Genomic DNA, 24,138 nt, shown 5'->3' with positions numbered 1-24,138 from the left:
GGTCGATTCCTTGGACATAAGGCGTACGAGATGTACGAGAGGCCCGGCCCCGGCATCGGGGCGGACCTGGCAAGAGGGGGATCAGGCAGCGATCAAGCCTGCTGATAGCTCTCGATGGACGGGCAGGCGCATACCAGGTTGCGGTCGCCATACACGTTGTCGACACGACCCACCGGCGGCCAGTACTTGCCCTCGACCAGCGAGGCCACCGGATAGACCGCCTGTTCGCGGCTGTACGGGTGTTCCCAGTGGCCGGCCAGTTCGGCAGCGGTGTGCGGGGCGTTCTTGAGCGGGTTGTCGTCCTTGTCCAGCGTGCCGTTTTCCACCGCGCGGATTTCTTCACGGATGGTGATCATGGCCTCGCAGAAGCGGTCCAGCTCTTCCTTGGCTTCACTCTCGGTCGGCTCGATCATCAGCGTGCCGGCCACCGGGAAGGACATGGTCGGGGCGTGGAAGCCAAAGTCGATCAGGCGCTTGGCCACGTCATCGACGGTGATGCCGCTGCTGTCCTTGAGCGGGCGCAGGTCCAGGATGCACTCGTGGGCCACCAGGCCGTTGCTGCCGCTGTAGAGCACCGGGTAATGCTCTTCGAGGCGCCGGGCAATGTAGTTGGCATTGAGGATCGCGATCTGCGAGGCGCGCTTGAGACCTTCGCCGCCCATCATGCGGATATACATCCAAGTGATTGGCAGGATGCTGGCGCTGCCGAATGGCGCCGCGCACACCGCGCCTTCCTGGCGGTCCATGTTGCGATGGCCGGGCAGGAAGGGCGCCAGGTGCGACTTGACGCCGATCGGGCCGACGCCCGGACCGCCACCGCCGTGGGGGATGCAGAAGGTCTTGTGCAGGTTGAGGTGCGAGACGTCGCCGCCGAACTTGCCCGGTGCGCACAGGCCGACCATGGCGTTCATGTTGGCGCCGTCGATATACACCTGGCCGCCGTTGTCATGGACGATGGCGCAGATTTCGCGAATGCCTTCCTCGAACACGCCGTGGGTCGACGGGTAGGTGATCATCAACGCGGCCAGTTGCTCGCTGTGCTGCAGGGCCTTGGCGCGCAGGTCGTCGATGTCGACGTTGCCACGGGCATCGCAGGCAGTGACCACCACACGCATGCCGGCCATCTGCGCGGTGGCCGGGTTGGTGCCGTGCGCCGAGGACGGGATCAGGCACACGTCGCGGTGCGTGTCGCCACGGCTCTGGTGGTAGGCGCGAATGGCCAGCAGGCCCGCGTACTCGCCCTGGGAGCCGGCGTTGGGCTGCAGCGACACGGCGTCATAGCCGGTGGCGGCGCACAGCATCGCTTCCAGTTCTTCGGTCAGCAACTGGTAGCCTGCGCTTTGCCCGGCAGGGGCGAACGGGTGCAGGTTGCCGAACTCGGCCCAGGTCACCGGGATCATTTCGCTGGCGGCATTGAGCTTCATGGTGCACGAGCCCAGCGGGATCATGCTGCGGTCCAGCGCCAGGTCCTTGTCGGCCAGCTTGCGCAGGTAGCGCATCAGCTCGGTTTCGGAGTGATAGCGGTTGAACACCGGGTGTTCCAGGATCGCCGACTGGCGCAGCAGGCCGTGCGGCAAGCGCGAGGGTGTGCCGGTGGCCAGGGCCTCGAAGTCCGGCAGGTCCTGGCCGTCGCTGACCAGCACGGCCCACAGGGCCTTGATGGCATCGGGCGAGGTGGTCTCGTCGAACGACACCCCGAGGCGCTCGTCGTCGATGACCCGCAGGTTGATCTGGTGGGCGCGGGCCCTGGCATGCAGTTCGGCGGTGCGGCTGCCGGTGGCCAGGGTCAGGCTGTCGAAGAAGAATGCCTGCTCGGCCTTCAGGCCCAGCAGGCGCAGGCCTTCGGCGAAGATAGCGGTCAGGCGATGGGTGCGTTGGGCGATGCGGGTCAGGCCTTCAGGGCCGTGGTACACGGCGTACATGCTGGCGATGTTGGCCAGCAGCACCTGGGCGGTGCAGATGTTGCTGGTGGCCTTCTCGCGGCGGATGTGCTGTTCGCGGGTCTGCATGGCCAGGCGCAGGGCCTGCTTGCCATGGCGGTCGACCGACACGCCGACCAGGCGGCCCGGCATGTCGCGCTTGAACGCATCGCGGGTCGAGAAATAGGCGGCATGCGGGCCGCCAAAGCCCAGCGGCACGCCAAAGCGCTGCGCGGTGCCGATGGCCACGTCGGCACCGAATTCGCCCGGTGGTGTGAGCAGGGTCAGGGCCAGCAGGTCGGCGGCCACAGCCACCAGTGCATGGGCGCCATGGAAGCGCTCGATCAGCTCGGCATAGTCGAACACGTCGCCGTTGCTGGCCGGGTATTGCAGCAGGGCGCCGAAGTAGTCGCTGACATCGCCCAGCTCGGCTTCATCGGCCACCACCACCTCGATACCCAGCGGCTCTGCGCGGGTGCGCAGCACATCCAGGGTCTGCGGGTGGCAATGGGCCGAGGCGAAGAACTGCTGGCTGCCCTTGTTCTTGCTCAGGCGCTTGCAGAAGGTCATGGCTTCGGCGGCGGCAGTGGCCTCGTCGAGCAACGAGGCGTTGGCAATCGGCAGGCCGGTCAGGTCGCTGATCAGGGTCTGGAAATTCAGCAGCGCCTCGAGGCGGCCCTGGGAGATTTCTGGTTGATACGGCGTGTAGGCGGTGTACCAGGCCGGGTTTTCCAGCAGGTTGCGCAGGATCGGCGCCGGGGTGTGGGTGTTGTAGTAGCCCTGGCCGATGTAGCTCTTGAACAGCTGGTTCTGGCTGGCGATGGCCTTGATCGAAGCCAGGGCGTCGGCTTCGCTTTGTCCGGCCGACAGGCCGAGCACGCTGGTGCCCTTGATGCTTTCAGGGATGACGCTGGCGGTCAGGGTGTCGAGCGAATCGAAGCCCAGGGTCTGCAGCATGGCGTGTTCGTCCGCCGCACGCGGGCCGATGTGCCGGGCGATGAATTCATTGGCGGTATCAAGCTCGATACGATCGGTCATGGCGCGCTCCTCAGGCTTGGTCATTGGCTTGGATCAGGCGGTCATAGGCGTCCTGATCGAGCAAGGTGGCGATGGCACCGGCGTCGGCGGGTACGAAGCGGAAAAACCAGCCGGCGCCCAGCGCATCCTCGTTGACCAGCTCAGGCGTGTCGGCCAGGGCGTTGTTGACCTCGACCACTTCGCCTTCAAGGGGCATGTACAGGCTGCTGGCGGCTTTTACCGATTCCACGACCGATACTTCGGCGTGTTGAGTGTAGGCCTGTAATTCGGGAAGCTGGACAAACACCACATCACCGAGCGAGTTCTGGGCGTAAGGCGTGATGCCGACGGTGTAGCTGCCATCGGCTTCGGCTTTCAGCCATTCGTGTTCCACGGTGAATCGCAACTCGCTCATAAAGACTCCTCAGGGGATCGGGATGGGCCGCCAGGGCGCGCCGTATGCAAAGTCCTTAGCAAGTTTGTGGCCAAGTCCATTTTTCCCTTTATTTATCAGGTGGTTGCAGGGTTTTCCGGCTTTTGTGAAAGTGACGTGTGTAACGAATTCGCTACGGTAATCCAGGGGGGTATTCGCCACCTGGGTGGCAAAGCCTTGCAGGGCGCCTTGCACAGTGGCTTGTAGTGAAATCGTTACGATGGAACGAAATCGCTACATGAAATGGCGTGCGCGGCGATCAGGGCTTTGCGCCGATGCCATACTTGCGCAAGCGATGGGCAATGGCCGTGTGTGAGGTGTGCAGGCGAGCGGCCAGCAGGCGGGTCGAAGGGTGCTTGGCATACAGCCGTGTCAGCAGGTCGCGCTCGAAGTCCTCGACCGCCTGCTCCAGGCTGTCGACCACGTCATTGGGCTGGCGCGCCAGGGCGGTGCCGGCAATGTCCAGGTCGGCAACCCCCACCTGGGTGCCTTCGCTGACGGCGGCGGCGCGGAAGATCACGTTCTGCAACTGGCGTACATTACCCGGCCAGCGGTAGCTCAACAGGCTGGCATGGGTGCCGGGTGCCAGATGGCACAGCGGGCGCTGGATCTGTGTGCAGGCCTGCTGCATGAAAAACCGTGCCAGCAGCATGATGTCCTGGCCGCGCTCGCGCAGGGGCGGCACCGACAGGTTGAGCACATTGAGGCGGTAGAACAGGTCTTCACGAAAGCTGCCCTCAGCGACCATCTTTTCCAGGTCGCGGTGGGTGGCGCTGATGATGCGCACATTGACCTTCACTTCGCGCTCACCCCCCACCCGGCGAAAGCTGCCATCGTTGAGAAAGCGCAGCAGCTTGGCTTGCAGGTACGGCGACATTTCGCCGATTTCGTCGAGAAACACCGTGCCCTTGTCGGCCATTTCCATCAGCCCTGGCTTGCCGCCGCGCTGGGCGCCGGTAAAGGCCCCGGGCGCATAGCCGAACAGTTCGCTCTCGGCCAGGCTTTCGGGCAGGGCGGCGCAGTTGAGAGCCAGGAACGGCTCACCATGCCGGGCACTACTGGTGTGACAGGCGCGGGCGACCAGTTCCTTGCCGGTGCCGGTCTCGCCACGAATCAGCAGCGGGGCGTCCAGGGTAGCGATGCGCTGGGCGCGGACCTTGAGGGTATTGATGGCGGGCGATTCGCCCAGCAAGGCATCGAAGCCTTCGGCGTGGTCGTGGTGCAGCGCCGACAGGCGCTCGCCGATCCGGCTCGGCGGATAGAGGGTCAGCAGCGCACCGGCCTCGGTGATCGGGGTGGCTTCGAGCAACAGCGGCTGGCCGTCAAGGGTGATCTCGCGCAGCGGCAGGCGAAAGCCGTTGTCCAGCAAGGTGGTCTGCAAGTCCGGGTCGGCCAGAAGCTCGCCCACCGGTTCCCCGGCCGGCTCCCGGCCGATCAAGGCCACCAGCGCCGGGTTGGCCAGCAGCACCAGGCCTGCACTGTCCAGCGCCAGCACCGGGTCGGTCATGGCCGCCAGCAAGGCATCGAGTTGCAGGTGCCGGCGCTGGCCGGGGAGAATGTCGACCACGGTGATCGCCACCACGCCGCGCACCCGGAACAGCGCATCCTTGAGCTCTTCGAGCATCCTGGGACTCAGGGTCGGCGCATCGATATACACGTTCGGCGGCACCATCTCCACGGCATCGAGGTTCAGGTTGCGGCTGCCGAGTATCGCCAGCACTTCTTGGGTGATACCGACGCGGTCGATGAAGCAGACATGGATGCGCATGGTGAAGAGACAGGTCTGGAAAGAGGTCGCCAGTATGCCTCATGGCCGCTGAAGCTGCGCGCCGGGCCGTTCTTCGCAAGGCGGCCAGGCGTTTCAGTCGCGGTGGGGGCGTTCCCGGCTGAAGCCGGTCCTACACCAGGTGTTCGGGCTTTATCGGTTCGCCGGACCTGGCGTCCAGTTGCTCGCGGATGTCCTCGAACATGCGGTCGTAGTCCTTGTGCTGGGCAAGGGGCAGTCCTGCGGTATTGGGCAGGCCGTGCTTGATGGCGATACGGCTGGCATCGTGGGCAAAGTTGAAAGCCAGGTCGCGGGGCAGCTGGAAGCTGTCGCTGAAAGCCTTGCCGTCGATTTCGCCCTGCATGTCGAAGTTCATGCCGGTGCCATGCGCCGGGTCTTCGGTGCGTTGGTAGCGAATGTGAATATCGAAGCTGTGATCGGTTTTTTGCAGTGCGCTATGCGTGATGTGCAGATGGCCGGGCTCGAACATGGGAAGCACTCCAGCAAATGAGGGTGTGTGCGGATAGACCCTGCCACGTTGCGCCGGTTCAGCCCTTGTCGTCGGTCAAGGCGGGCGCGCTTTCGGGCTCGGGGCGTGACCACAGCCACAGATTGCCCAGGGCCATGCCGGCCAGCGCCAGGTACAGCCACCAGATATGGTGGAACAGGCTGAGCATGACAATGGCGCACACCAGCATGCTCACCGTCGCGCTGATCTTGGCCTTGCGCGCCACCCGCCGGCCATTGCGCCAGTTGTAGAGCATCGGCCCGAACACCCGGTGGTTTTCCAGCCAGGCATTGAGCCGCGGCGAGCTGCGCGTGGCCGCCCAGGCCGCCAGTAGAATGAACTCGGTGGTCGGCAGGCCGGGAATGAAAATCGCAGCGATGCCAATGCCCAGGCTCGTGTAGGCGAGCAGGCCATAGAGCAGGCGAGAGAGTCGTGAGCCGGGTGGTCTGTAGGTCATGGCCATGCTTGAGGGGATCGAAAGCACGGCCAGCTTAACAGGCGAGCGGCCAGCTACAAGCAACAAGCTGCAAGAAAGAGCCAGGTAATGTGAACCTGACCGCGAGGTTCACACCACTCTTTATTGCTGCCTGAGGCGGATTGCTTGCCGTTACCGAGCGACGTCAGGCCGCGCGGTGCAGTGCCAGGCAGTTGTCCAGCATGCGGTTGGAGAACGCCCATTCGTTGTCGTACCAGGCCAGCACCTTGAGCAGCTTGCCGCTGACCTTGGTGTGGTTGGCGTCGAAGATCGACGACAGCGGGTTGTGGTTGAAGTCATGGGAAACCAGCGGCAGTTGGTTGTAGCCCAGTACCCTGGAATGCTGGCTGGCCTGTTTCATCAAGGCATTGACCTCGTCGGCCGTGGCTTCACGCTTGAGCTGCACGGTGAGGTCGACCAGCGACACGTTGATCACCGGCACGCGCACGGCCATGCCGGTCAGCTTGCCGGCCAGTTCCGGCAGCACCAGGCCGACCGCTTCGGCGGCTCCGGTCTTGCTCGGGATCATCGACTGGGTGGCCGAGCGGGCGCGGTACGGGTCGGTGTGGTAGACGTCGATCAGGTTCTGGTCGTTGGTGTAGGCGTGGATGGTGGTCATCAGCCCGCTTTCGATGCCCAGTTCGCGATGCAGCACCTGGGCCACCGGCGCCAGGCAGTTGGTGGTGCACGACGCGTTGGAAATGATCTGGTGCGAAGCGCGCAGGATGTCATGGTTGACGCCATACACCACCGTGGCATCGGCACCGCTGGCCGGGGCGGAGATGATCACCTTGCCAGCGCCGGCCACCAGGTGGGCAGCGGCCTTCTCGCGGCTGGTGAACAGCCCGGTGCATTCGAACACCACATCGACCTGCTGGGCCTTCCACGGCAGGTCGGCCGGGTTGCGGATGGCGCTGACGGCAATGCGGTCACCGTTGACGGTCAGGCTCTCGCTGTCGCACTCGACGCTGCCGTCGAACGGCCCGTGCACCGTGTCGAAGCGCAGCAGGTGCGCGTTCATCTCACTGTCGCCCAGGTCGTTGATGGCGACGACCTGCAGGTCTTGCCTATACCCTTGGGTATAGAGTGCGCGCAGGACATTGCGGCCGATGCGGCCGAAACCGTTGATTGCGATGCGAAGCGTCATACAGCCGTCCTCGGTAAAAAATTTGTTGTTGGAATTACAAGATTATTCTCATAAAAATAGAAAACAAGCCTTTTTAGTGGCAATATTTTCTTAAACCTACAAATACAATCCTGAAAGTCCTGACGTTTTGATCAAGGTCACATGGTTTCAATACAGGTTGATGACCCTGATCGTTCAGTGCCTTTACGGGTGACCATAGACCTTAGCCTGGAGTTCACCACATGCATCCCCGCATCCTAGAGGTCACCGAGCGGCTGATCGAACGCAGTCGCCCGACCCGTGAACGCTACCTGCAACTGATCCGCGATGCCGCCAGCGACGGCCCGATGCGCGGCAAGCTGCAGTGCGCCAACTTCGCCCACGGCGTGGCCGCCTGCGGCCCCGAAGACAAGCAGACGCTGCGGCTGATGAATGCCGCCAACGTCGCAATTGTTTCGTCATATAACGACATGCTCTCGGCGCACCAGCCCTACGAGCAGTTTCCCGAGCGCATCAAGCAGGCCCTGCGTGAGATCGGCTCGGTGGGGCAGTTCGCCGGTGGCGTGCCGGCCATGTGCGATGGCGTCACCCAGGGCGAACCGGGCATGGAGCTGGCCATTGCCAGCCGTGAAGTGATCGCCATGTCGACGGCGGTGGCGCTGTCGCACAACATGTTCGACGGTGCGCTGATGCTCGGCATCTGCGACAAGATCGTGCCGGGGCTGATGATGGGCGCGCTGCGCTTCGGTCATTTGCCCACCGTGTTTGTGCCCGGCGGGCCGATGGTCTCGGGGTTGTCGAACAAGGAAAAGGCCGATGTGCGCCAGCGCTACGCCGAGGGCAAGGCCAGCCGCGAGGAGCTGCTGGACTCGGAAATGAAGTCCTACCACGGCCCGGGCACCTGCACCTTCTACGGCACCGCCAACACCAACCAACTGGTAATGGAAGTCATGGGCCTGCACCTGCCAGGTGCTTCGTTCGTCAACCCCTACACGCCGTTGCGTGACGCGCTGACCGACGAAGCTGCCCGCCAGGTGACACGCATGACCCGCCAGAGCGGCCAGTACATGCCGCTGGGCGAAATCGTCGACGAGCGCTCGATCATCAACTCCATCGTGGCCCTGCACGCCACCGGCGGCTCGACCAACCACACCCTGCACATGCCGGCCATTGCCCGTGCCGCCGGCATCCTGCTGACCTGGCAGGACATGGCCGAGCTGTCGGACGTGGTGCCGACCCTGAGTCACGTCTACCCCAACGGCAAGGCCGACATCAACCACTTCCAGGCCGCAGGCGGCATGTCGTTCCTGATCCGCGAACTGCTCGGCGCCGGGCTGTTGCACGACGACGTCAACACCGTGGCCGGGCGCGGCCTGAGCCTCTACACCCGCGAGCCGTTCCTGGACAACGGCCAACTGGTCTGGCGCGAAGGTCCGTTGCAAAGCCTGGATGAAAACATCCTGCGTCCGGTGGCGCGGCCGTTCTCGCCCGAGGGCGGGCTGCGGGTGATGGAAGGCAACCTGGGCCGTGGCGTGATGAAGGTTTCGGCGGTCTCCCCTGAGCACCAGGTGGTCGAGGCTCCGGCGCGGGTGTTCGAAGACCAGCAGGCGCTGGCCGATGCGTTCAAGGCCGGCGAGCTGGAATGCGATTTCGTTGCCGTAATGCGTTTTCAGGGCCCGCGTTGCAATGGCATGCCCGAGCTGCACAAAATGACGCCTTTCCTGGGCGTGTTGCAGGACCGTGGCTTCAAGGTCGCGCTGGTGACCGACGGGCGCATGTCCGGGGCCTCGGGCAAGGTACCGGCCGCCATCCATGTATGCCCGGAAGCGTTCGATGGTGGCCCTCTGGCCCGCGTGCGCGATGGCGATATGATCCGCGTGGATGGCGTCAAAGGCACGTTACAAGTGCGGCTGGAACCGGCAGAATTGGCCGCCAGGGAATTGGCAACCGTGCAGATCGACAGCAGCGCAGGCTGTGGTCGTGAATTGTTCGGTTTCATGCGCCAGGCTTTCAGCTCCGCCGAGCAGGGGGCCAGCGCCTTTACTGCAAGTCTGGAGGGGCTCAAGTGAAATTGGCTTTGGTCGGTGATATTGGCGGCACCAACGCGCGCTTCGCGATCTGGGAAGATAACCAGCTGCATTCGATCGAGGTCTTCCCGACCGTCGACTACACCGGCCCCCAGCAGGCGATCGAGGTCTACTTGCAGAACCTCGACCTGCAACGCGGCGATGTCAGCCATGCCTGTCTCGCTGTGGCCGGCCCCGTCGACGGCGATGAATTCCAGTTCACCAACAGTCACTGGACGTTCAGCCGCTCGCGTTTCTGCACCGACCTCAAGATCGAGCACCTGCTGCTGATCAACGATTTCAGCGCCATGGCGCTGGGCATGACCCGCCTGCAGGACGATGAATACCTGACGGTGTGCCATGGCCTGGGCCAGCCCGAGCGGCCGCGTGCGGTCATCGGTCCCGGCACCGGCCTTGGGGTCGGGACCCTGATCAGCAGCGGAGCCAATCACTGGACGGCGCTGCCGGGTGAGGGCGGACATGTCAACCTGCCGATCGGCACCGCCCGCGAGGCGCTGCTGTGGACACGGCTGATGGCCGAGCATGAGCATGTCAGCGCCGAAACCGTGCTCAGCGGCGCCGGGCTGCTGTTGCTGTACCGGGTCAGTTGCGAGCTCGACGGTCTTGAGCCGGTGCTCAAGTCGCCGGCGGCGATCACCCAGGCGGCACAGGGCGGCGACCCGGTGGCCTGCGCGGTGCTGGAACAGTTCTGCGTGTTTCTGGGCCGTGTGGCTGGCAACAATGTGTTGACCCTGGGCGCGTTGGGCGGGGTGTACATTGCCGGTGGCGTGGTGCCGCGCTTTGTCGATTTCTTCATGAACAGCGGTTTCAAACGCGCCCTCAAGGAAAAGGGCGTGATGAGCGATTACTTCGACGACCTGCCGGTGTGGCTGGTAACGGCCGAATACCCGGGCCTCAATGGCGCAGGCGTGGCGCTGCAACAGGCGTTTGGCGCGTAGGAGCGCGCTCTGCCGGAATGCCGGACCACCGCGACCGGCTGCGTTAGCAGTCGTAAATTTGTGGCGTTTCGCAGATTTTGCGAGCGCTACGCACTCGGTCGCGGGCAGAGCGCGCTCCTACAGGGGGGAATTTAAAAACCAATAAAGTCAGTCATTTATTTTGTGTTTGATGAGAGCGATTTTAACCGCGAAGGGCGCTTTACGGGCTGAAGCCGGTTGCGCCTCATCCGTCCCATAACAATAAAGATCCACTGCACAAGGACGACCCGCGTGAGTGCTGCCAACAAGACCATCCTGCTGGTCGATGACGATCAGGACATCTGCGAGTTGCTCGACGCCTACCTGAGCCGCGCCGGTTTTCAGGTGCGCGCCACGTGCAACGGTGCGCAGTTTCGCCAGGCGTTCAATGAAACACCGGTCGACCTGTTGATTCTCGATGTGATGCTGCCCGACGAAGATGGCTTCAGCTTGTGCCGCTGGGTGCGTCAGCATCCGCGCCAGCCGCATGTGCCGATCATCATGCTCACTGCCAGCTCCGACGAAACCGACCGGGTCATCGGCCTGGAGCTGGGCTCGGACGACTACCTTGGAAAACCCTTCAGCCCCCGTGAACTGCTGGCCAGGATCAAGGCCCTGTTGCGCCGTGCGCAGTTCGGCCAGGAGCGTTCGGGCAGTGGCGAGGTGTGGCAGTTCGACGAGTGGCGGCTGGACATGGTCAGCCACCGCTTGTTTCACCTCGATGGCGAAGAAGTGATCCTGTCGGGCGCCGACTTTGCCCTGCTCAAGCTGTTTCTCGATCATCCACAGCAGATTCTCGACCGCGACACCATTGGCAATGCCACCCGTGGCCGCGAGCTGATGCCGCTGGAGCGCATCGTCGACATGGCGGTCAGTCGCCTGCGCCAGCGCCTGCGCGACACCGGCAAATCGCCAAGGCTGATCCGCACCGTGCGCGGCAGTGGCTACCTGCTGGCGGCCAGCGTCAACACCCGTGGGGAGTCGGCGTATTAAGCGCCAGGGCAAGCGGCGCGTGCCGCTGCCCCGTTCCCTGCTGGGCAGGATGCTACTGCTGACGCTACTGGCCATCCTGCTGGGCCAGGCCCTGTCCAGCGTCATCTGGGTGGCGCAATTGCGGGCCACGCAGATGGAGGGGCTGGTCAACAGCGCCCGCAGCCTGGCCTATTCGATGTCGGCCAGTGTCAGTTACTTTCGCTCGCTGCCGGTCACCTACCGGCCCCTGGTGCTGGACCAGTTGCGCAGCATGGGTGGCACCCGCTTTGTGGTTTCGCTCAACGACCATCCGTTGCAGATGCAACTGCTCGACCTCACGCCGCGCAAGCAGGCGGTGGTGGAGGCGGTGGGCGAGGTGTTGCGCAAGTACCTGGGTGACGAGCCGCAGATCGCCGTGTGGTTCGTGCGCCCCGATGACCTGCGCATCTTCAACAGCGGCCTGAAGCTCGATGAGCTGCCGCGTTCCTGGGCGCACTACGCCCTGACCCTGGAGCCGGTCGACCCGCCGGTGCTGGTGACCCAGATCGAACTGGCGCCGGGCGAATGGCTGTACATCGCCTCGCTGCTGCCCGAACCCTACACCACCCTCGAAGAGCCGCAATTGCCGGTGCAACAGGTGTGGGCGATTGCCCTGACCAGCGCGTTCCTGTTGCTGTTCATCGGCCTGCTGGTGCACTGGCAGAGCCGGCCGCTCAAGCGCCTGGCCCGTGCCGCGCGTAACCTGTCGCTGGACGGCGACAGTGAGCCGCTGCTTGAAAGCGGCAGCAGCGAAGTGCAGGAAGTCAGCCGCGCCTTCAACAGCATGCGCATTCGCATCAGCCGCTACCTGACCGAGCGCGGGCAACTGTTCAGCGCCATTTCCCACGACCTGCGCACGCCCATCACCCGCTTGCGGCTGCGCGTCGAACTGCTCGAAGACCCGGCCCTGCAACGGCGTTTCGAGCGCGACCTGGACGAGCTGGAACTGCTGGTCAAGGGTGCGCTGCAATGCGTCAAGGACACCGATATTCACGAAAACATCGAGCCGGTAGACCTCAATTACCTGCTCGACTGTCTGGTCGAGCCCTACGTGTTGCCCGGCGGCGACGGGCGGGTGACCCAGTATGGCGTGGCCGAGGCGCCGTATCCGGGCAAGGCCCTGGCATTGCGGCGCTGCATCGGCAACCTGATCGACAATGCCCTCAAGTACGGCCATCGCGCGCACCTGCGTATCGAAGACAGTCGTCTGGCGTTCGTCCTGCATGTGGACGATGAAGGGCCGGGCGTGCCGCAGCAACGCATGGAGGAGGTGTTCGAACCCAATGTGCGCCTGGCCGGCAGCGAGCGCCAGGGCTACGGCCTGGGCCTGGGCATCGCCCGCAATATCGCCCACAGCCACGGCGGCGAAGTGACGATGCAGAACCTGCGCGACGGCGGCCTGCGCGTGACCCTGCATCTGCCACGCACAACAGCGTAGGCGCTCAAAACACAACGCATGATCGTCATGGGAATCAGCCCTGCGTAGGAGCGCGCTCTGCCGGAATGCCGGACCACCGCGACCGGCTGCGTTAGCAGTCGTAAATTTGTGGCGTTCACACATTTTTCGGTCATTCGCTGCAGATTTTCAGCGTTTCCGAGATTTTGCGAGCGCTGCGCACTCGGTCGCGGTGGTCCGGCATTCCGGCAAGCGCGCTCCTACCGGGGCCCAGGTTTGTCGGGTGAAGATGCCATTGCATTGCTACTGAATGTCACCAGTCTGTGACCAATCAGCATCCCTTCGTTACCGAGCAACCATCGGGCTTGGTTATGCTGCTTTCAAGCGCAGGCATCAGACCTGCAATGCACCCCATAACAACAAGAAGGTTTTATCGATGAATGCTCTGTCACCGCTCGCTGTGATTATCTCCCTCGCTTCGTTACTCCCTCTTGCCGCGGTTGCCGATGAGTCCAAAGGCTCGGTCGAAGTCGTGCACTGGTGGACGTCCGGTGGCGAAAAGGCGGCAGTCGATGTGCTCAAGGCGCAGGTCGAAAAAGATGGCTTTGCCTGGAAGGACGGCGCCGTGGCCGGTGGGGGCGGTGCGACAGCCATGACCGTGCTCAAGAGCCGTGCGGTGTCCGGCAACCCGCCGGGTGTGGCGCAGATCAAGGGCCCGGACATTCAGGATTGGGGCTCCACCGGCCTGCTCGGCACCGATGTCCTGAAGGACGTCGCCAAGCAGGAAAAGTGGGATGAACTGCTGGACAAGAAAGTCTCCGACATCGTCAAGTTCGACGGTGACTATGTGGCCGTGCCGGTCAATGTCCACCGGGTCAACTGGCTGTGGGTCAACCCCGAGGTCCTGAAAAAGGCCGGGGTCGCCCAGGCACCGACCACCCTCGAAGAGTTCTATGCCGCCGCCGACAAACTCAAGGCCGCCGGCTTCATCGCCCTGGCCCATGGCGGCCAGCCATGGCAGGACAGCACCGTGTTCGAGAACGTGGTGCTCTCGGTCATGGGCCCCAAGGGCTACCAGCAAGCGTTCGTCGAGCTGGACGAAAAAACCCTGACCGGTCCCGAAATGGTCAAGTCTTTCGAGGCACTCAAGAAAGTCGCCACCTACATGGATGCCAACCGCGCCGGGCGCGACTGGAACATCGCCGCAGCCGATGTCATCAACGGCAAGGCCGGCATGCAGATCATGGGTGACTGGGCCAAGAGTGAATGGACCGCAGCCAAAAAGGTGGCCGGCAAGGATTACCAGTGCGTGCCTTTCCCGGGCACGGCCAACGCCTTTACCTACAACGTCGACTCGCTGGCCGTGTTCAAGCTCAATGCCGATCGCAAGGGTGACATCGCCGCCCAGCAGGACCTGGCCAAGGTCGCGCTGGGTGAGGACTTCCAGAAGGTCTTCAGCATCAACAAGGGGTCCATCCCGGTGCGCAAGGACATGCAGGCCAACATGGAAAAGTACGGTTTCGACGCCTGCGCCCAAGCCTCGGCCAAGGACTTCCTGAAAGATGCCGGCAATGGCGGCCTGCAACCGAGCATGGCGCACAACATGGCCACCTCGCTGGCCGTGCAGGGCGCCATCTTCGATGTGGTGACCAACTACATCAACGACCCGCAGGCCGACCCGGCCAAGGCGGCGCAACGGCTGAACTCGGCGATCAAGTCCGCCAAGTAAGACCCTGACCTGGCCGCCCGCACGGGCGGCACTGCCCGCCGTGCATGCCGATGAAACCCGATAACGGTTTCACGGCGCCCTGCGGCCCGAATTCGACCCGACTGGATGCTTACAATGAGTTCTGTCGCAGTTTTCACCAAGGCCTCGCCCTTCGATGCCCTGCAGCGCTGGCTGCCCAGGCTGGTGCTGGCGCCGAGCATGCTCATCGTACTGGTGGGCTTCTACGGCTACATCCTCTGGACGCTGGTGCTGTCGTTCACCCGCTCCACCTTCCTGCCCAACTACCAGTGGGCGGGGCTGAGCCAGTACGCCCGGCTCATGGACAACGACCGTTGGTGGGTGGCAAGCAAGAACCTGCTGGTGTTCGGCGGCTTGTTCATCGTCATCAGCCTGGTCATCGGCGTGATCCTGGCGGTGCTGCTCGACCAGCGCATTCGCCGCGAAGGGGCGATCCGCACCATTTACCTGTACCCCATGGCCCTGTCGATGATCGTCACCGGCACCGCCTGGAAGTGGCTGCTCAACCCTGGCCTGGGCCTGGACAAGATGCTGCGCGACTGGGGCTGGGAAGGCTTTCGCATGGACTGGCTGGTCGATCCCGACCGGGTGGTCTACTGCCTGGTGATCGCGGCGGTGTGGCAGTCATCCGGGTTTGTGATGGCGCTGTTTCTGGCCGGCCTGCGCAGCGTCGACCAGTCGATCATCCGCGCCGCACAAATGGATGGCGCCAGCCTGCCGCTGATCTACTGGCGGGTGGTGCTGCCCAGCCTGCGGCCGGTGTTTTTCAGTGCGGTGATGATCCTGGCGCACATCGCCATCAAGAGCTTCGACCTGGTGTCGGCGATGACCGCCGGTGGCCCCGGCTACGCCTCGGACCTGCCGGCGCTGTTCATGTACGCCTTTACCTTCAGCCGCGGGCAGATGGGCATGGGCTCGGCCAGCGCCATGCTGATGCTGGGCGCCATCCTGGCGATCCTGGTGCCGTACCTGTATTCCGAACTGAGGACCAAACGCAATGGCTAACCCTGTCGGATTCAATTCAGGCTTGAGTGCCAGCCGCGTGTTGATCCATGCCGTGCTGCTGCTGGCCTGCCTGGTTTACCTGGTGCCGCTGGTGGTCATGCTGCTGACCAGCCTCAAGACCCCTGAAGACATCGGCAGCGGCAACCTGCTGAGCTGGCCGACGGTGGTCACGGTGATCGGCTGGATCAAGGCCTGGGACATCGTCGATGGCTACTTCTGGAACTCGATGCGCATCACCATTCCGGCGGTGATCATTTCCACCGCCATCGGCGCGCTCAATGGTTATGTGCTGTCGATGTGGCGCTTTCGCGGCTCGCAGCTGTTTTTCGGCCTGCTGCTGTTCGGCTGCTTCCTGCCGTTCCAGACCGTGCTGCTGCCGGCGTCCTTCACGTTGGGCAAGATGGGCCTGGCCAACACCACCACGGGCCTGGTGTTCATCCATGTGGTGTATGGCCTGGCCTTTACCACGCTGTTCTTCCGCAACTTCTACGTGACCGTGCCCCAGGCGCTGGTCAGCGCGGCGCGACTCGATGGCGCGGGGTTCTTCACCATCTTCTGGCGCATCGTGCTGCCGATGTCGACGCCGATCATCATGGTCTGCCTGATCTGGCAGTTCACCCAGATCTGGAACGATTTCCTGTTCGGCGTGGTGTTCTCCAGTGGCGATTCGCAGCCCATCACCGTGGCCCTGAACAATCTGGTCAACACCAGCACCGGGGCCAAGGAATACAACGTAGACATGGCAGCGGCGATGATCGCCGGGCTGCCGACACTGCTGGTCTACATCCTGGCCGGCAAGTATTTCCTGCGTGGGCTCACAGCCGGCGCGGTCAAGGGCTGAATCAAGGGATCAACCATGGCGACTCTCGAACTTCGAAATGTAAACAAGACCTACGGTGCCAGCCTGCCGGACACCCTGAAAAACATCGAACTGAAAATCAGGGACGGCGAGTTCCTGATCCTGGTCGGCCCGTCCGGGTGTGGCAAGTCGACCCTGATGAACTGCATCGCCGGGCTGGAAGGCATCAGTGGCGGGGCGATCCTGATCGACGGCCAGGACGTCAGCAACACCAGCCCCAAGGATCGTGACATCGCCATGGTGTTCCAGTCCTATGCGCTGTACCCGACCATGAGCGTGCGCGAGAACATCGAGTTCGGCTTGAAGATCCGCAAGCTGCCCAAGGCCGAGATCGATGAAGAAGTCAGCCGCGTGGCGCGCCTGTTGCAGATCGAGCACCTGCTCGAACGCAAGCCCGGTCAGTTGTCCGGTGGCCAGCAACAGCGCGTGGCCATGGGCCGGGCCCTGGCGCGGCGGCCGAAGATCTACCTGTTCGACGAACCGTTGTCCAACCTCGATGCCAAGCTGCGGGTCGAGATGCGCACCGAAATGAAACTGATGCACCAGCGCCTCAAGACCACCACGGTGTATGTCACCCACGACCAGATCGAGGCCATGACCCTGGGCGACAAGGTGGCGGTGATGAAGGACGGCATCGTCCAGCAGTTCGGCACCCCGCGTGAGATCTACAACGACCCGGCCAACCAGTTCGTGGCCAGCTTCATCGGCTCGCCGCCGATGAACTTCATCCCCCTGCGCCTGCAACGTCGCGACGGGCGCCTGATCGCGCTGCTCGACAGTGGCCAGGCGCGTTGCGAGCTGCCCCTGGCGTTCAATGAGCCGGGGCTTGAAGACCGCGAAGTGATTCTGGGTGTGCGGCCCGAGCAGATCGCCCTGGCCGGCAGCGAGACCAACGGGCAGCCCGGCATTCGTGCCGAAGTGCAAGTGGTCGAGCCCACCGGACCTGACACCCTGGTGTTCATCACGCTCAACCAGACCAAGGTCTGCTGCCGCCTGGCCCCGGATCAGGCACCCCTGCCTGGCGAGAGCCTGGACCTGCAGTTCGATCCGTCGCGGGTGTTGCTGTTCGACGCCGCCACCGGCGAGCGCCTGGGCGCGTTGGGCGCGCCGGCCGCTGCCGAGCGCGCCGGCAACGTGACCCAGTTGAACCGCAAGTGATTGTTGCGCTGCCGGGCAGTGCCTGCTCTGCCCGGCAGTGACGTCGAGCAAGTCTGTCGAACGTTGTAAACCTAAAAAAGCCAATAACAATAAATCGAGGATCGAAGGGATGAAGAACATCAACACAGCCGCGCGCTCGCGACTCTATTGGGCCTGCAAACTGTCGGTGCTGGGCACGCTGGCCCTGGCCGGCAGCGCCCAGGCGGCCGGTGCCTTCAGCGCCGACTCGCCATGGATGACCGGCGACTGGGGCGGGCTGCGTACGGAGTTGCTCGACAAGGGCTATGACCTGTCGCTGGAGTACGTCAGCGAAACGGCCAGCAATATCAACGGCGGCTATAACGATGATGTCACTGCACGCTATGCCGATCAGTTTGCCTTTGGCCTGAAGGTCGACCTGCAAAAGGCCTTTGGCTGGCAGGGCGCCGAGTTCAAGCTGGCGATCACCGAGCGTAGTGGCCGTAACATTTCCAATGACCGCATCGGCGACCCGCGTGCCGGCACCCTCAGCTCGTCGCAGGAAGTCTGGGGGCGTGGCCAGACCTGGCGCCTGACCCAGATGTGGATCAAGCAGAAGCTGTTCGATGGTGCCCTGGACGTCAAGTTCGGCCGCTTCGGGCCGGGTGAAGAGTTTGCCTCGGCACCGTGCGACTTCCAGAACCTGACCCTGTGCGGCGCGCAGCCGGCCAACTACGTCAGTACCTGGTACAACTGGCCGGTCAGCCAGTGGGCACTGAGCGCCAAGTACAACATCACGCCGGAGTTCTTTGCCCAGATCGGGGTCTTCGAGCAGAACCCGTCCAACCTGGAAATCGGCAACGGCTTCAAGCTCAGCGGCAGTGGCAGCCAGGGCACCATCGTGCCGGTCGAAGTGGTCTGGAGTCCGAAGGTCAACTCGCTGCCCGGCGAGTACCGCCTGGGTTACTACCACAGCAGCCCGGACGCCGACGATGTCTACGAAGGTGCCAACGGCCAGCCGCAGCCGATCAGCGGCGGGGCCTTCAAGTCGCATGGCAGCAAGCACGGTGGCTGGATCATGGCGACCCAGCAACTGACCGCGCACAACGGCGATGCCTCGCGCGGCCTGACCGTGTTTGCCGCGGCCACCGTGCACGACAAGGACACCAACTACATCGATAACTTCCAGCAGATCGGCCTGGTCTACAAAGGCCCGTTCGACTCGCGACCCAAGGATGACATCGGCATCGGTGTGGCGCGTATCCATGTCAACGACGACGCCCAGGACCGCCGCCGGCTGGTCAACCAGCTCAATAACATCAACGATTACGACAACCCGGCCTTCCTGCCCGTGCAGGACACCGAGTACAACTCTGAAATCTACTACGGCTTCCATGTCACCAACTGGCTGACCGTGCGTCCCAACCTGCAATACATCCGTCATCCGGGCGGTGTCGACAAGGTGGACGATGCGCTGGTGGCCGGCCTGAAGATCCAGACCAAATTCTGATCGGGTCGTGTGTGCTTTGCGGGCAGCCAGGCTGCCCGTTTTTTTTGGCTGCCAATATTTCCGGTTCAGGTCATGCTATGAACCATTCGATGGCCTGATGCGTCATGTTGATCAAGGAAGTGCCGATGCACGAGCATCCATTGCAGCGGTTTTTCACGGCGCAGCGTCCGCGTGCGACCTTTGAATGGGAACGCTTTCAGGCGCGTGAGGTGCTGGTGATCGAGCACCCGCATTGCCAGGCGGTGTTCAGCCGCCAGGGTGCGCAATTGCTGCATTTTCAACCGCGTGGGCAAAAGCCGTGGTTGTGGTGTGCGGCGCAATGGCCGCAAGTCGGGGCAATTCGTGGCGGTGTGCCGGTGTGCTGGCCCTGGTACGGACGACACCCGGAGGAGGGCGGCTGGCCGGCGCATGGCTGGGCGCGTCTGCTGAACTGGACACTCATCGACAGCCAGAGCGATGAAGACTGCGTGCAGATGCACTGGCAATTGCAGCTATGGGACTGGCAGGTGGATCTGCATGCCGAGCTGGGCCAGGGCATGAACCTGCGCCTGAGTACCCGTCATCAGGACAGCGAGCCCTGTCATTTCAGCCATGCGCTGCATGCCTACTGGCAGATCAGTGATGTGGCTGAAGTCGCCCTGCAAGGCCTGGACGGTGCGCAAGGCTACGATCAATTGCGGCGTCAGGCGTGCCGGCAGCATGGCGAACTGCGTGTGCTGGGCGGCTGTGAGCGATTGTTCGAGCATGAAGGCGCGGTGCAGCTTCAGGACCTGGCCTGGCAGCGCCGGTTGAACATCGACACCGGCAGCAGCGCCGGCACCGCTGTCTGGCACCCCGGCAGCCGCCCGCTGCTGGGCGTCAGTGGTATTGAAAGCACAGGTTTCGTCAGGGTCGAAGCGGTGTGCGGCTCCGGCGAAGGCCAGGGCCTGCGCCCCGGCCAGCAGGCCAGCCTGAGCCTGCAGGCACAACTGGCGCACTGAACTCCACGGGCGCCGCCTTGGCGCGCCGCAACCCCCTGATCTGGCAACACCCTGATCTGTAGGAGCGCGCTTGCCGGAATGCCGGACCACCGCGACCGAGTGCGAAGCGCTCGCAAAATTTCGGAAACGCCACAAATGTATGACTGCTAACCCATCCGGGATCTATGAAACGCCACAATTTTGCGAGCGCTAGCGCACTCGGTCGCGGGCAGAGCGCGCTCCTACACCGCAGGGATACCGATCATGGGGTCCCGGCCAAAGCCGGTCCTACCCTTGGTCATCCAGCGGGTAGCGGCTGTCGTTGAGGCTTTCCTTGATCTTGCGCAAATGCGGCTGGAAGTCCACGCCACGGCGCAGGGTCATGCCGGTGGCAAGCACGTCCAGCACGGTGAGCTGGATGATGCGCGAGGTCATGGGCATGTAGATGTCGGTGTCTTCGGGCAGCGGGATGTGCAGGCTGACGCTGCACGCCTGGGCCAGCGGCGAGCCGGCGGCAGTCAGGCCCAGCACCGAGGCGCCGCTGCTGCGTGCCAGGCGGGCGACTTCGACCAGATCACGGGTGCGGCCGGTGTAGGAGATGATCACGAACAGATCGCCCGTGTGCGCCACCGAGGCCAGCATGCGCTGCATCAGCACGTCGGCATGGGCGCTGACCGCCAGGTTGAAGCGGAAGAACTTGTGCTGGGCATCCAGCGCCACCGGCGCCGAGGCGCCCAGGCCGAAAAAGTGGATCTGCCGGGCCTGGATCAGCATGTCCACGGCGCGGCTGATCTGCGCCGGATCCAGTTGCTGGCAGGCGCTGTCGAGCGAGGCGATGGCACTGCCGAAAATCTTCTGGGTGTAGGCTTCCGGATTGTCATCGGGCTCGACCGCACGGCTGACATAGGCCGCACCACTGGCCAGGCTCTGGGCCAGTTGCAGCTTGAGTTCAGGGTAACCGCTGACGCTGAACGAACGGCAGAAACGATTGACCGTCGGTTCGCTGACCTTGGCCGCCTGGGCCAGGGCGGCAATGCTCAGTCGGGTGGCCATCTGCGGGTTGAGCAGGATGACTTCGGCGACCTTGCGCTCGGCCTTGTTCAATTCCAGGAGTCGGTTCTGGATCTGCTCCAGCAAATTTCGTGTGCGGTCCATTCCTGATCCTTGTGGGGGCTAGCGGGCAGCGTTTTGTACAGGGGACTCCAAATGCCCCCTTTAGCCTGTAGCAAAGGTGGCCTATCGTACTCAGAGGCTGTGTGAATCACCACTGGTATGAGGTTTTCGATAAAATGTTGTGGTTATTACTACATATGGCCTTGAGAAACGCCTTTAAAAAAGGTATTTGTAGTCTAACTTGATAAAAGAACCAACATTATGCCCCTGATTACGGTTGAACCGTGCACATTCGCCTTGTTTGGTGCCCTTGGCGACCTGGCTGTGCGCAAACTGTTCCCGGCTCTTTATCAGCTCGACCGTGCCGGCCTGTTGCATGAAGACACCCGCATCATCGCCCTGGCGCGCGAGGCTGGCGAGCCGGCCTCGCACCTGGCCGCCATCCATGAGGCCATGCGCCGCTTCATTCCCGATGCCGAACTTGAAGGCGAGCATGTCACCCGTTTTCTGGCGCGCCTGAGCTACTTGCACCTGGACTTTCTCAAGGTCGAGGGCTATCACGACCTGGCCGGGCAGGTGGCCGATGTCGACACCCTGATCGCCTACTTCGCCACGCCCGCGGCGGTCTATGGTGCCATCTGCGAAAACCTGGATGCCGTGGGTCTGAGCGCCCGCACCCGCGCCGTGCTGGAGAAGCCCATCGGTCATGACCTGGCCTCGTCCAAGCGGGTCAACGATGCCGTGGCGCGGTTCTTCCCGGAGAACCGTGTCTACCGTATCGATCACTACCTGGGCAAGGACACGGTGCAGAACCTGATCGCCCTGCGCTTTGCCAACAGCCTGTTCGAAACCCAGTGGAACCAGAACCACATCTCCCACGTGGAAATCACCGTGGCCGAGAAAGTCGGCATCGAGGGGCGCTGGGGCTATTTCGACCAGGCCGGCCAGTTGCGCGACATGATCCAGAATCACCTGTTGCAGTTGCTGTGCCTGATCGCCATGGACCCGCCCAGCGACCTGTCGGCCGACAGCATTCGTGACGAAAAGGTCAAGGTGCTCAAGGCCCTGGCGCCGTTCACGCCCGAGCGCCTGGCGACCCAGGTGGTGCGTGGCCAGTACGCCGCCGGCTACAGCGAAGGCAAATCGGTGCCCGGTTACCTGGAGGAAGAAAACTCCAACACCGAGAGTGACACCGAGACCTTCGTCGCGCTGCGCGCCGACATTCGCAACTGGCGCTGGTCGGGCACGCCGTTCTACCTGCGTACCGGCAAGCGCATGCCGCAGAAGTTGTCGCAGATCGTGATCCACTTCAAGGAGCCGCCGCACTACATCTTTGCCCCCGAGCAGCGCCTGCAGATCAGCAACCGGCTGATCATCCGCCTGCAGCCCGACGAGGGCATTTCTCTGCAGGTGATGACCAAGGACCAGGGCCTGGACAAGGGCATGCAGCTGCGCAGCGGCCCGTTGAACCTGAATTTTTCCGACACCTACCGCAGCGCGCGGGTGCCCGATGCCTACGAGCGGTTGTTGCTGGAAGTGATGCGCGGCAACCAGAACCTGTTCGTGCGCAAGGATGAAATCGAATACGCCTGGCAGTGGTGCGATCAACTGATCGCCGGCTGGAAGAAAGCGGGCGATGCGCCCAAGCCCTACGCCGCCGGGTCCTGGGGACCGATGAGTTCCATAGCCCTTATTACGCGAGACGGGAGATCCTGGTATGGCGATATGTGAATTGCAACTGCCGGCGGGCCTGACAGCCCACGACTTCGACACCCCCCAGCAACTGGCGCAAGCCCTGGCGCTCAATGTCGCCGAGCGCCTGCGTACCGCCATTGCCCAGAACGGCACGGCCACCCTGGTGGTGTCCGGCGGGCGCAGTCCGGTGGCCTTTTTCGAGCACCTGGCCGTGCAACCGCTGGACTGGGCGCGGGTGGTGATCAGCCTGGCCGATGAGCGCTGGGTGCCGGTCGAGCACCCCGACAGCAATGCCGCTTTGGTGCAGCGTCACCTGCTGCAAGGCGCGGCGGCCGAGGCCAGATTCATCGGCCTGTATAACGTGGCGCCCAACCTTGAGGTCGCCGCCGAGCAGGCCGACCGCCTGCTGGCCGAACTGCCGCCGATCGATGTCCTGGTGCTGGGCATGGGCGATGACGGCCATACCGCCTCGCTGTTCCCCGGCAGCCCGAACCTGGCCGAAGCGCTGGACGAGCAGGGCGAGCGTCGCTGCCTGCCCATGCTGGCGCCGAGCGTACCGCACCAGCGCCTGACCCTGACCCGTCGCCTGCTGGCCTCGGCCCGTGCACCGATCCTGTCGGTGTCCGGCAAATCCAAGCTCCACACCCTGCGCGTGGCGCTCGACGGCACTGACCTGGCGCAAATGCCGGTACGTGCCTTTCTTAACCTGTCCCTAGAGATCTATTGGTGCCCGTAGGGCCTGAGGAAACCATCGCCATGACCCATTATGAAAACAATCAGCCGCTTGACAGCATGGCGAGCAAGACGGCCCGGATCGATGCACTGTGCGCCAAGGCCAAAATCCTGCCGGTGATCACCATCGCCCGTGCGCAGGATGTCCTGCCGCTGGCCGATGCGCTGGCCGCCGGTGGCCTGACGGTGCTGGAAGTGACCCTGCGTTCGGCCTTCGGCCTGGACGCCATTCGCGTGCTGCGCGAGCAACGCCCTGAACTGATCGTCGGTGCCGGGACCATTCTGGACCGTCATTCGCTGGCCGAGGCCGAGGCGGCCGGTGCGCAGTTCATCGTGACCCCTGGCAGCACGCTGGAGCTGTTGCAAGCGTCGGTGCCAAGCACGGTGCCCCTGTTGCCGGGTATCAGCAGTGCCTCGGACATCATGATCGGCTATGGCCTGGGTTACCGGCGCTTCAAGCTGTTCCCGGCCGAAGTCAGCGGCGGCGTGGCCGCGCTCAAGGCCTTGGGCGGTCCTTTCAACGAAGTGCGCTTCTGCCCGACCGGCGGGGTCAATGCCCAGAACCTGAAGAACTACATCGCCCAGCCCAACGTCATGTGCGTGGGCGGCAGCTGGATGATCGACAACGCCTGGGTGAAGAATGGTGACTGGGGCCGGATTCAGGAAGCCACGGCAGAGGCGGTGGCGTTGTTCGCCTGAACCTTGTTGG

The 24,138-nt window shown here is 63.5% G+C and carries 19 protein-coding genes and 1 pseudogene; 13 read left to right on the top strand and 7 right to left on the bottom strand.

Annotated elements, in window-relative coordinates:
• Positions 1–92 precede the first annotated feature (92 nt).
• The 6 genes and pseudogenes from gcvP to gap form a co-directional block, all read right to left on the bottom strand.
• Positions 93–2,957: an aminomethyl-transferring glycine dehydrogenase gene (gene gcvP / locus ASF84_RS24950; RefSeq protein ID WP_056841797.1), complete on the bottom strand. Its 2,865-nt coding sequence runs from the start codon at positions 2,955–2,957 to the stop codon at positions 93–95.
• Positions 2,958–2,967: 10 nt separating this feature from the next.
• The gene (gene gcvH / locus ASF84_RS24945; RefSeq protein WP_056841577.1) at positions 2,968–3,351 is read right to left on the bottom strand and encodes a glycine cleavage system protein GcvH; all 384 of its coding nucleotides are present in this window, start codon (positions 3,349–3,351) and stop codon (positions 2,968–2,970) included.
• 277 nt (positions 3,352–3,628) lie between these two features.
• On the bottom strand, positions 3,629–5,137 hold the full coding sequence (locus ASF84_RS24940) for a sigma-54-dependent transcriptional regulator (RefSeq protein WP_056841576.1): 1,509 nt from the start codon (positions 5,135–5,137) through the stop codon (positions 3,629–3,631).
• Positions 5,138–5,267: 130 nt separating this feature from the next.
• Positions 5,268–5,624 carry a DUF5064 family protein gene (locus ASF84_RS24935; protein ID WP_056841575.1) on the bottom strand — a complete coding sequence of 119 codons (357 nt, stop codon included), beginning with the start codon at positions 5,622–5,624 and terminating at the stop codon, positions 5,268–5,270.
• Positions 5,625–5,682: 58 nt separating this feature from the next.
• A pseudogene (locus ASF84_RS24930) lies at positions 5,683–6,152 on the bottom strand (YbaN family protein).
• A 110-nt stretch (positions 6,153–6,262) separates the two neighbouring features.
• Positions 6,263–7,264 (bottom strand): type I glyceraldehyde-3-phosphate dehydrogenase, encoded by a 1,002-nt coding sequence (gene gap / locus ASF84_RS24925; RefSeq protein ID WP_056841573.1) that lies wholly within the window; start codon positions 7,262–7,264, stop codon positions 6,263–6,265.
• A gap of 221 nt (positions 7,265–7,485) precedes the next feature.
• Here gap and edd point away from each other — a divergent pair, with 221 nt between their 5' ends.
• The 10 genes from edd to ASF84_RS24875 all read left to right on the top strand — a co-directional run bounded on the left by edd (position 7,486) and on the right by ASF84_RS24875 (position 19,910).
• Positions 7,486–9,312 (top strand): phosphogluconate dehydratase, encoded by a 1,827-nt coding sequence (gene edd, locus ASF84_RS24920; RefSeq protein WP_056841572.1) that lies wholly within the window; start codon positions 7,486–7,488, stop codon positions 9,310–9,312.
• Complete coding sequence (locus ASF84_RS24915) at positions 9,309–10,268, top strand: glucokinase (RefSeq protein WP_056841571.1); 960 nt, start codon at positions 9,309–9,311, stop codon at positions 10,266–10,268. The genes edd and ASF84_RS24915 overlap by 4 nt, the downstream gene beginning before the upstream one ends.
• A gap of 270 nt (positions 10,269–10,538) precedes the next feature.
• Positions 10,539–11,279: a response regulator gene (locus tag ASF84_RS24910; RefSeq protein ID WP_056841570.1), complete on the top strand. Its 741-nt coding sequence runs from the start codon at positions 10,539–10,541 to the stop codon at positions 11,277–11,279.
• A gap of 49 nt (positions 11,280–11,328) precedes the next feature.
• The gene (locus tag ASF84_RS24905) at positions 11,329–12,735 is read left to right on the top strand and encodes an ATP-binding protein (RefSeq protein WP_056841569.1); all 1,407 of its coding nucleotides are present in this window, start codon (positions 11,329–11,331) and stop codon (positions 12,733–12,735) included.
• A 394-nt stretch (positions 12,736–13,129) separates the two neighbouring features.
• Positions 13,130–14,422, top strand: a complete 1,293-nt coding sequence (locus ASF84_RS24900; protein WP_056841568.1) for an ABC transporter substrate-binding protein — start codon at positions 13,130–13,132, stop codon at positions 14,420–14,422.
• Between the two features lie 114 nt (positions 14,423–14,536).
• Positions 14,537–15,445, top strand: a complete 909-nt coding sequence (locus ASF84_RS24895; protein ID WP_056841567.1) for a carbohydrate ABC transporter permease — start codon at positions 14,537–14,539, stop codon at positions 15,443–15,445.
• On the top strand, positions 15,438–16,286 hold the full coding sequence (locus tag ASF84_RS24890) for a carbohydrate ABC transporter permease (RefSeq protein WP_056841566.1): 849 nt from the start codon (positions 15,438–15,440) through the stop codon (positions 16,284–16,286). The genes ASF84_RS24895 and ASF84_RS24890 overlap by 8 nt, the downstream gene beginning before the upstream one ends.
• A gap of 15 nt (positions 16,287–16,301) precedes the next feature.
• On the top strand, positions 16,302–17,462 hold the full coding sequence (locus ASF84_RS24885) for an ABC transporter ATP-binding protein (RefSeq protein WP_056841565.1): 1,161 nt from the start codon (positions 16,302–16,304) through the stop codon (positions 17,460–17,462).
• 109 nt (positions 17,463–17,571) lie between these two features.
• Entirely contained in the window at positions 17,572–18,930 is a 1,359-nt protein-coding gene (locus ASF84_RS24880) for a carbohydrate porin (protein ID WP_056841564.1), read from the top strand.
• A 125-nt stretch (positions 18,931–19,055) separates the two neighbouring features.
• On the top strand, positions 19,056–19,910 hold the full coding sequence (locus ASF84_RS24875; protein WP_056841796.1) for a D-hexose-6-phosphate mutarotase: 855 nt from the start codon (positions 19,056–19,058) through the stop codon (positions 19,908–19,910).
• A 267-nt stretch (positions 19,911–20,177) separates the two neighbouring features.
• On the opposite strand, the gene ASF84_RS24870 is transcribed toward ASF84_RS24875, so the two are convergent.
• Complete coding sequence (locus ASF84_RS24870; protein WP_056841563.1) at positions 20,178–21,044, bottom strand: MurR/RpiR family transcriptional regulator; 867 nt, start codon at positions 21,042–21,044, stop codon at positions 20,178–20,180.
• A 219-nt stretch (positions 21,045–21,263) separates the two neighbouring features.
• Here ASF84_RS24870 and zwf point away from each other — a divergent pair, with 219 nt between their 5' ends.
• The 3 genes from zwf to ASF84_RS24855 are packed head-to-tail and all read left to right on the top strand — an operon-like array spanning position 21,264 to position 24,128.
• Entirely contained in the window at positions 21,264–22,733 is a 1,470-nt protein-coding gene (gene zwf, locus ASF84_RS24865) for a glucose-6-phosphate dehydrogenase (RefSeq protein WP_056841562.1), read from the top strand.
• Complete coding sequence (pgl, locus tag ASF84_RS24860) at positions 22,720–23,433, top strand: 6-phosphogluconolactonase (protein ID WP_056841561.1); 714 nt, start codon at positions 22,720–22,722, stop codon at positions 23,431–23,433. The genes zwf and pgl overlap by 14 nt, the downstream gene beginning before the upstream one ends.
• A 20-nt stretch (positions 23,434–23,453) precedes the next feature.
• On the top strand, positions 23,454–24,128 hold the full coding sequence (locus ASF84_RS24855) for a bifunctional 4-hydroxy-2-oxoglutarate aldolase/2-dehydro-3-deoxy-phosphogluconate aldolase (protein ID WP_056841560.1): 675 nt from the start codon (positions 23,454–23,456) through the stop codon (positions 24,126–24,128).
• The last annotated feature ends 10 nt before the right edge of the window (positions 24,129–24,138 follow it).

The sequence above is a fragment of the Pseudomonas sp. Leaf127 genome (assembly GCF_001423155.1).
Taxonomy (GTDB): Bacteria; Pseudomonadota; Gammaproteobacteria; order Pseudomonadales; family Pseudomonadaceae; genus Aquipseudomonas; species Aquipseudomonas ovata.
The sequence above is the reverse complement of the archived record's forward strand: the minus strand, read 5'-3'. Positions and strand labels throughout refer to the sequence as shown.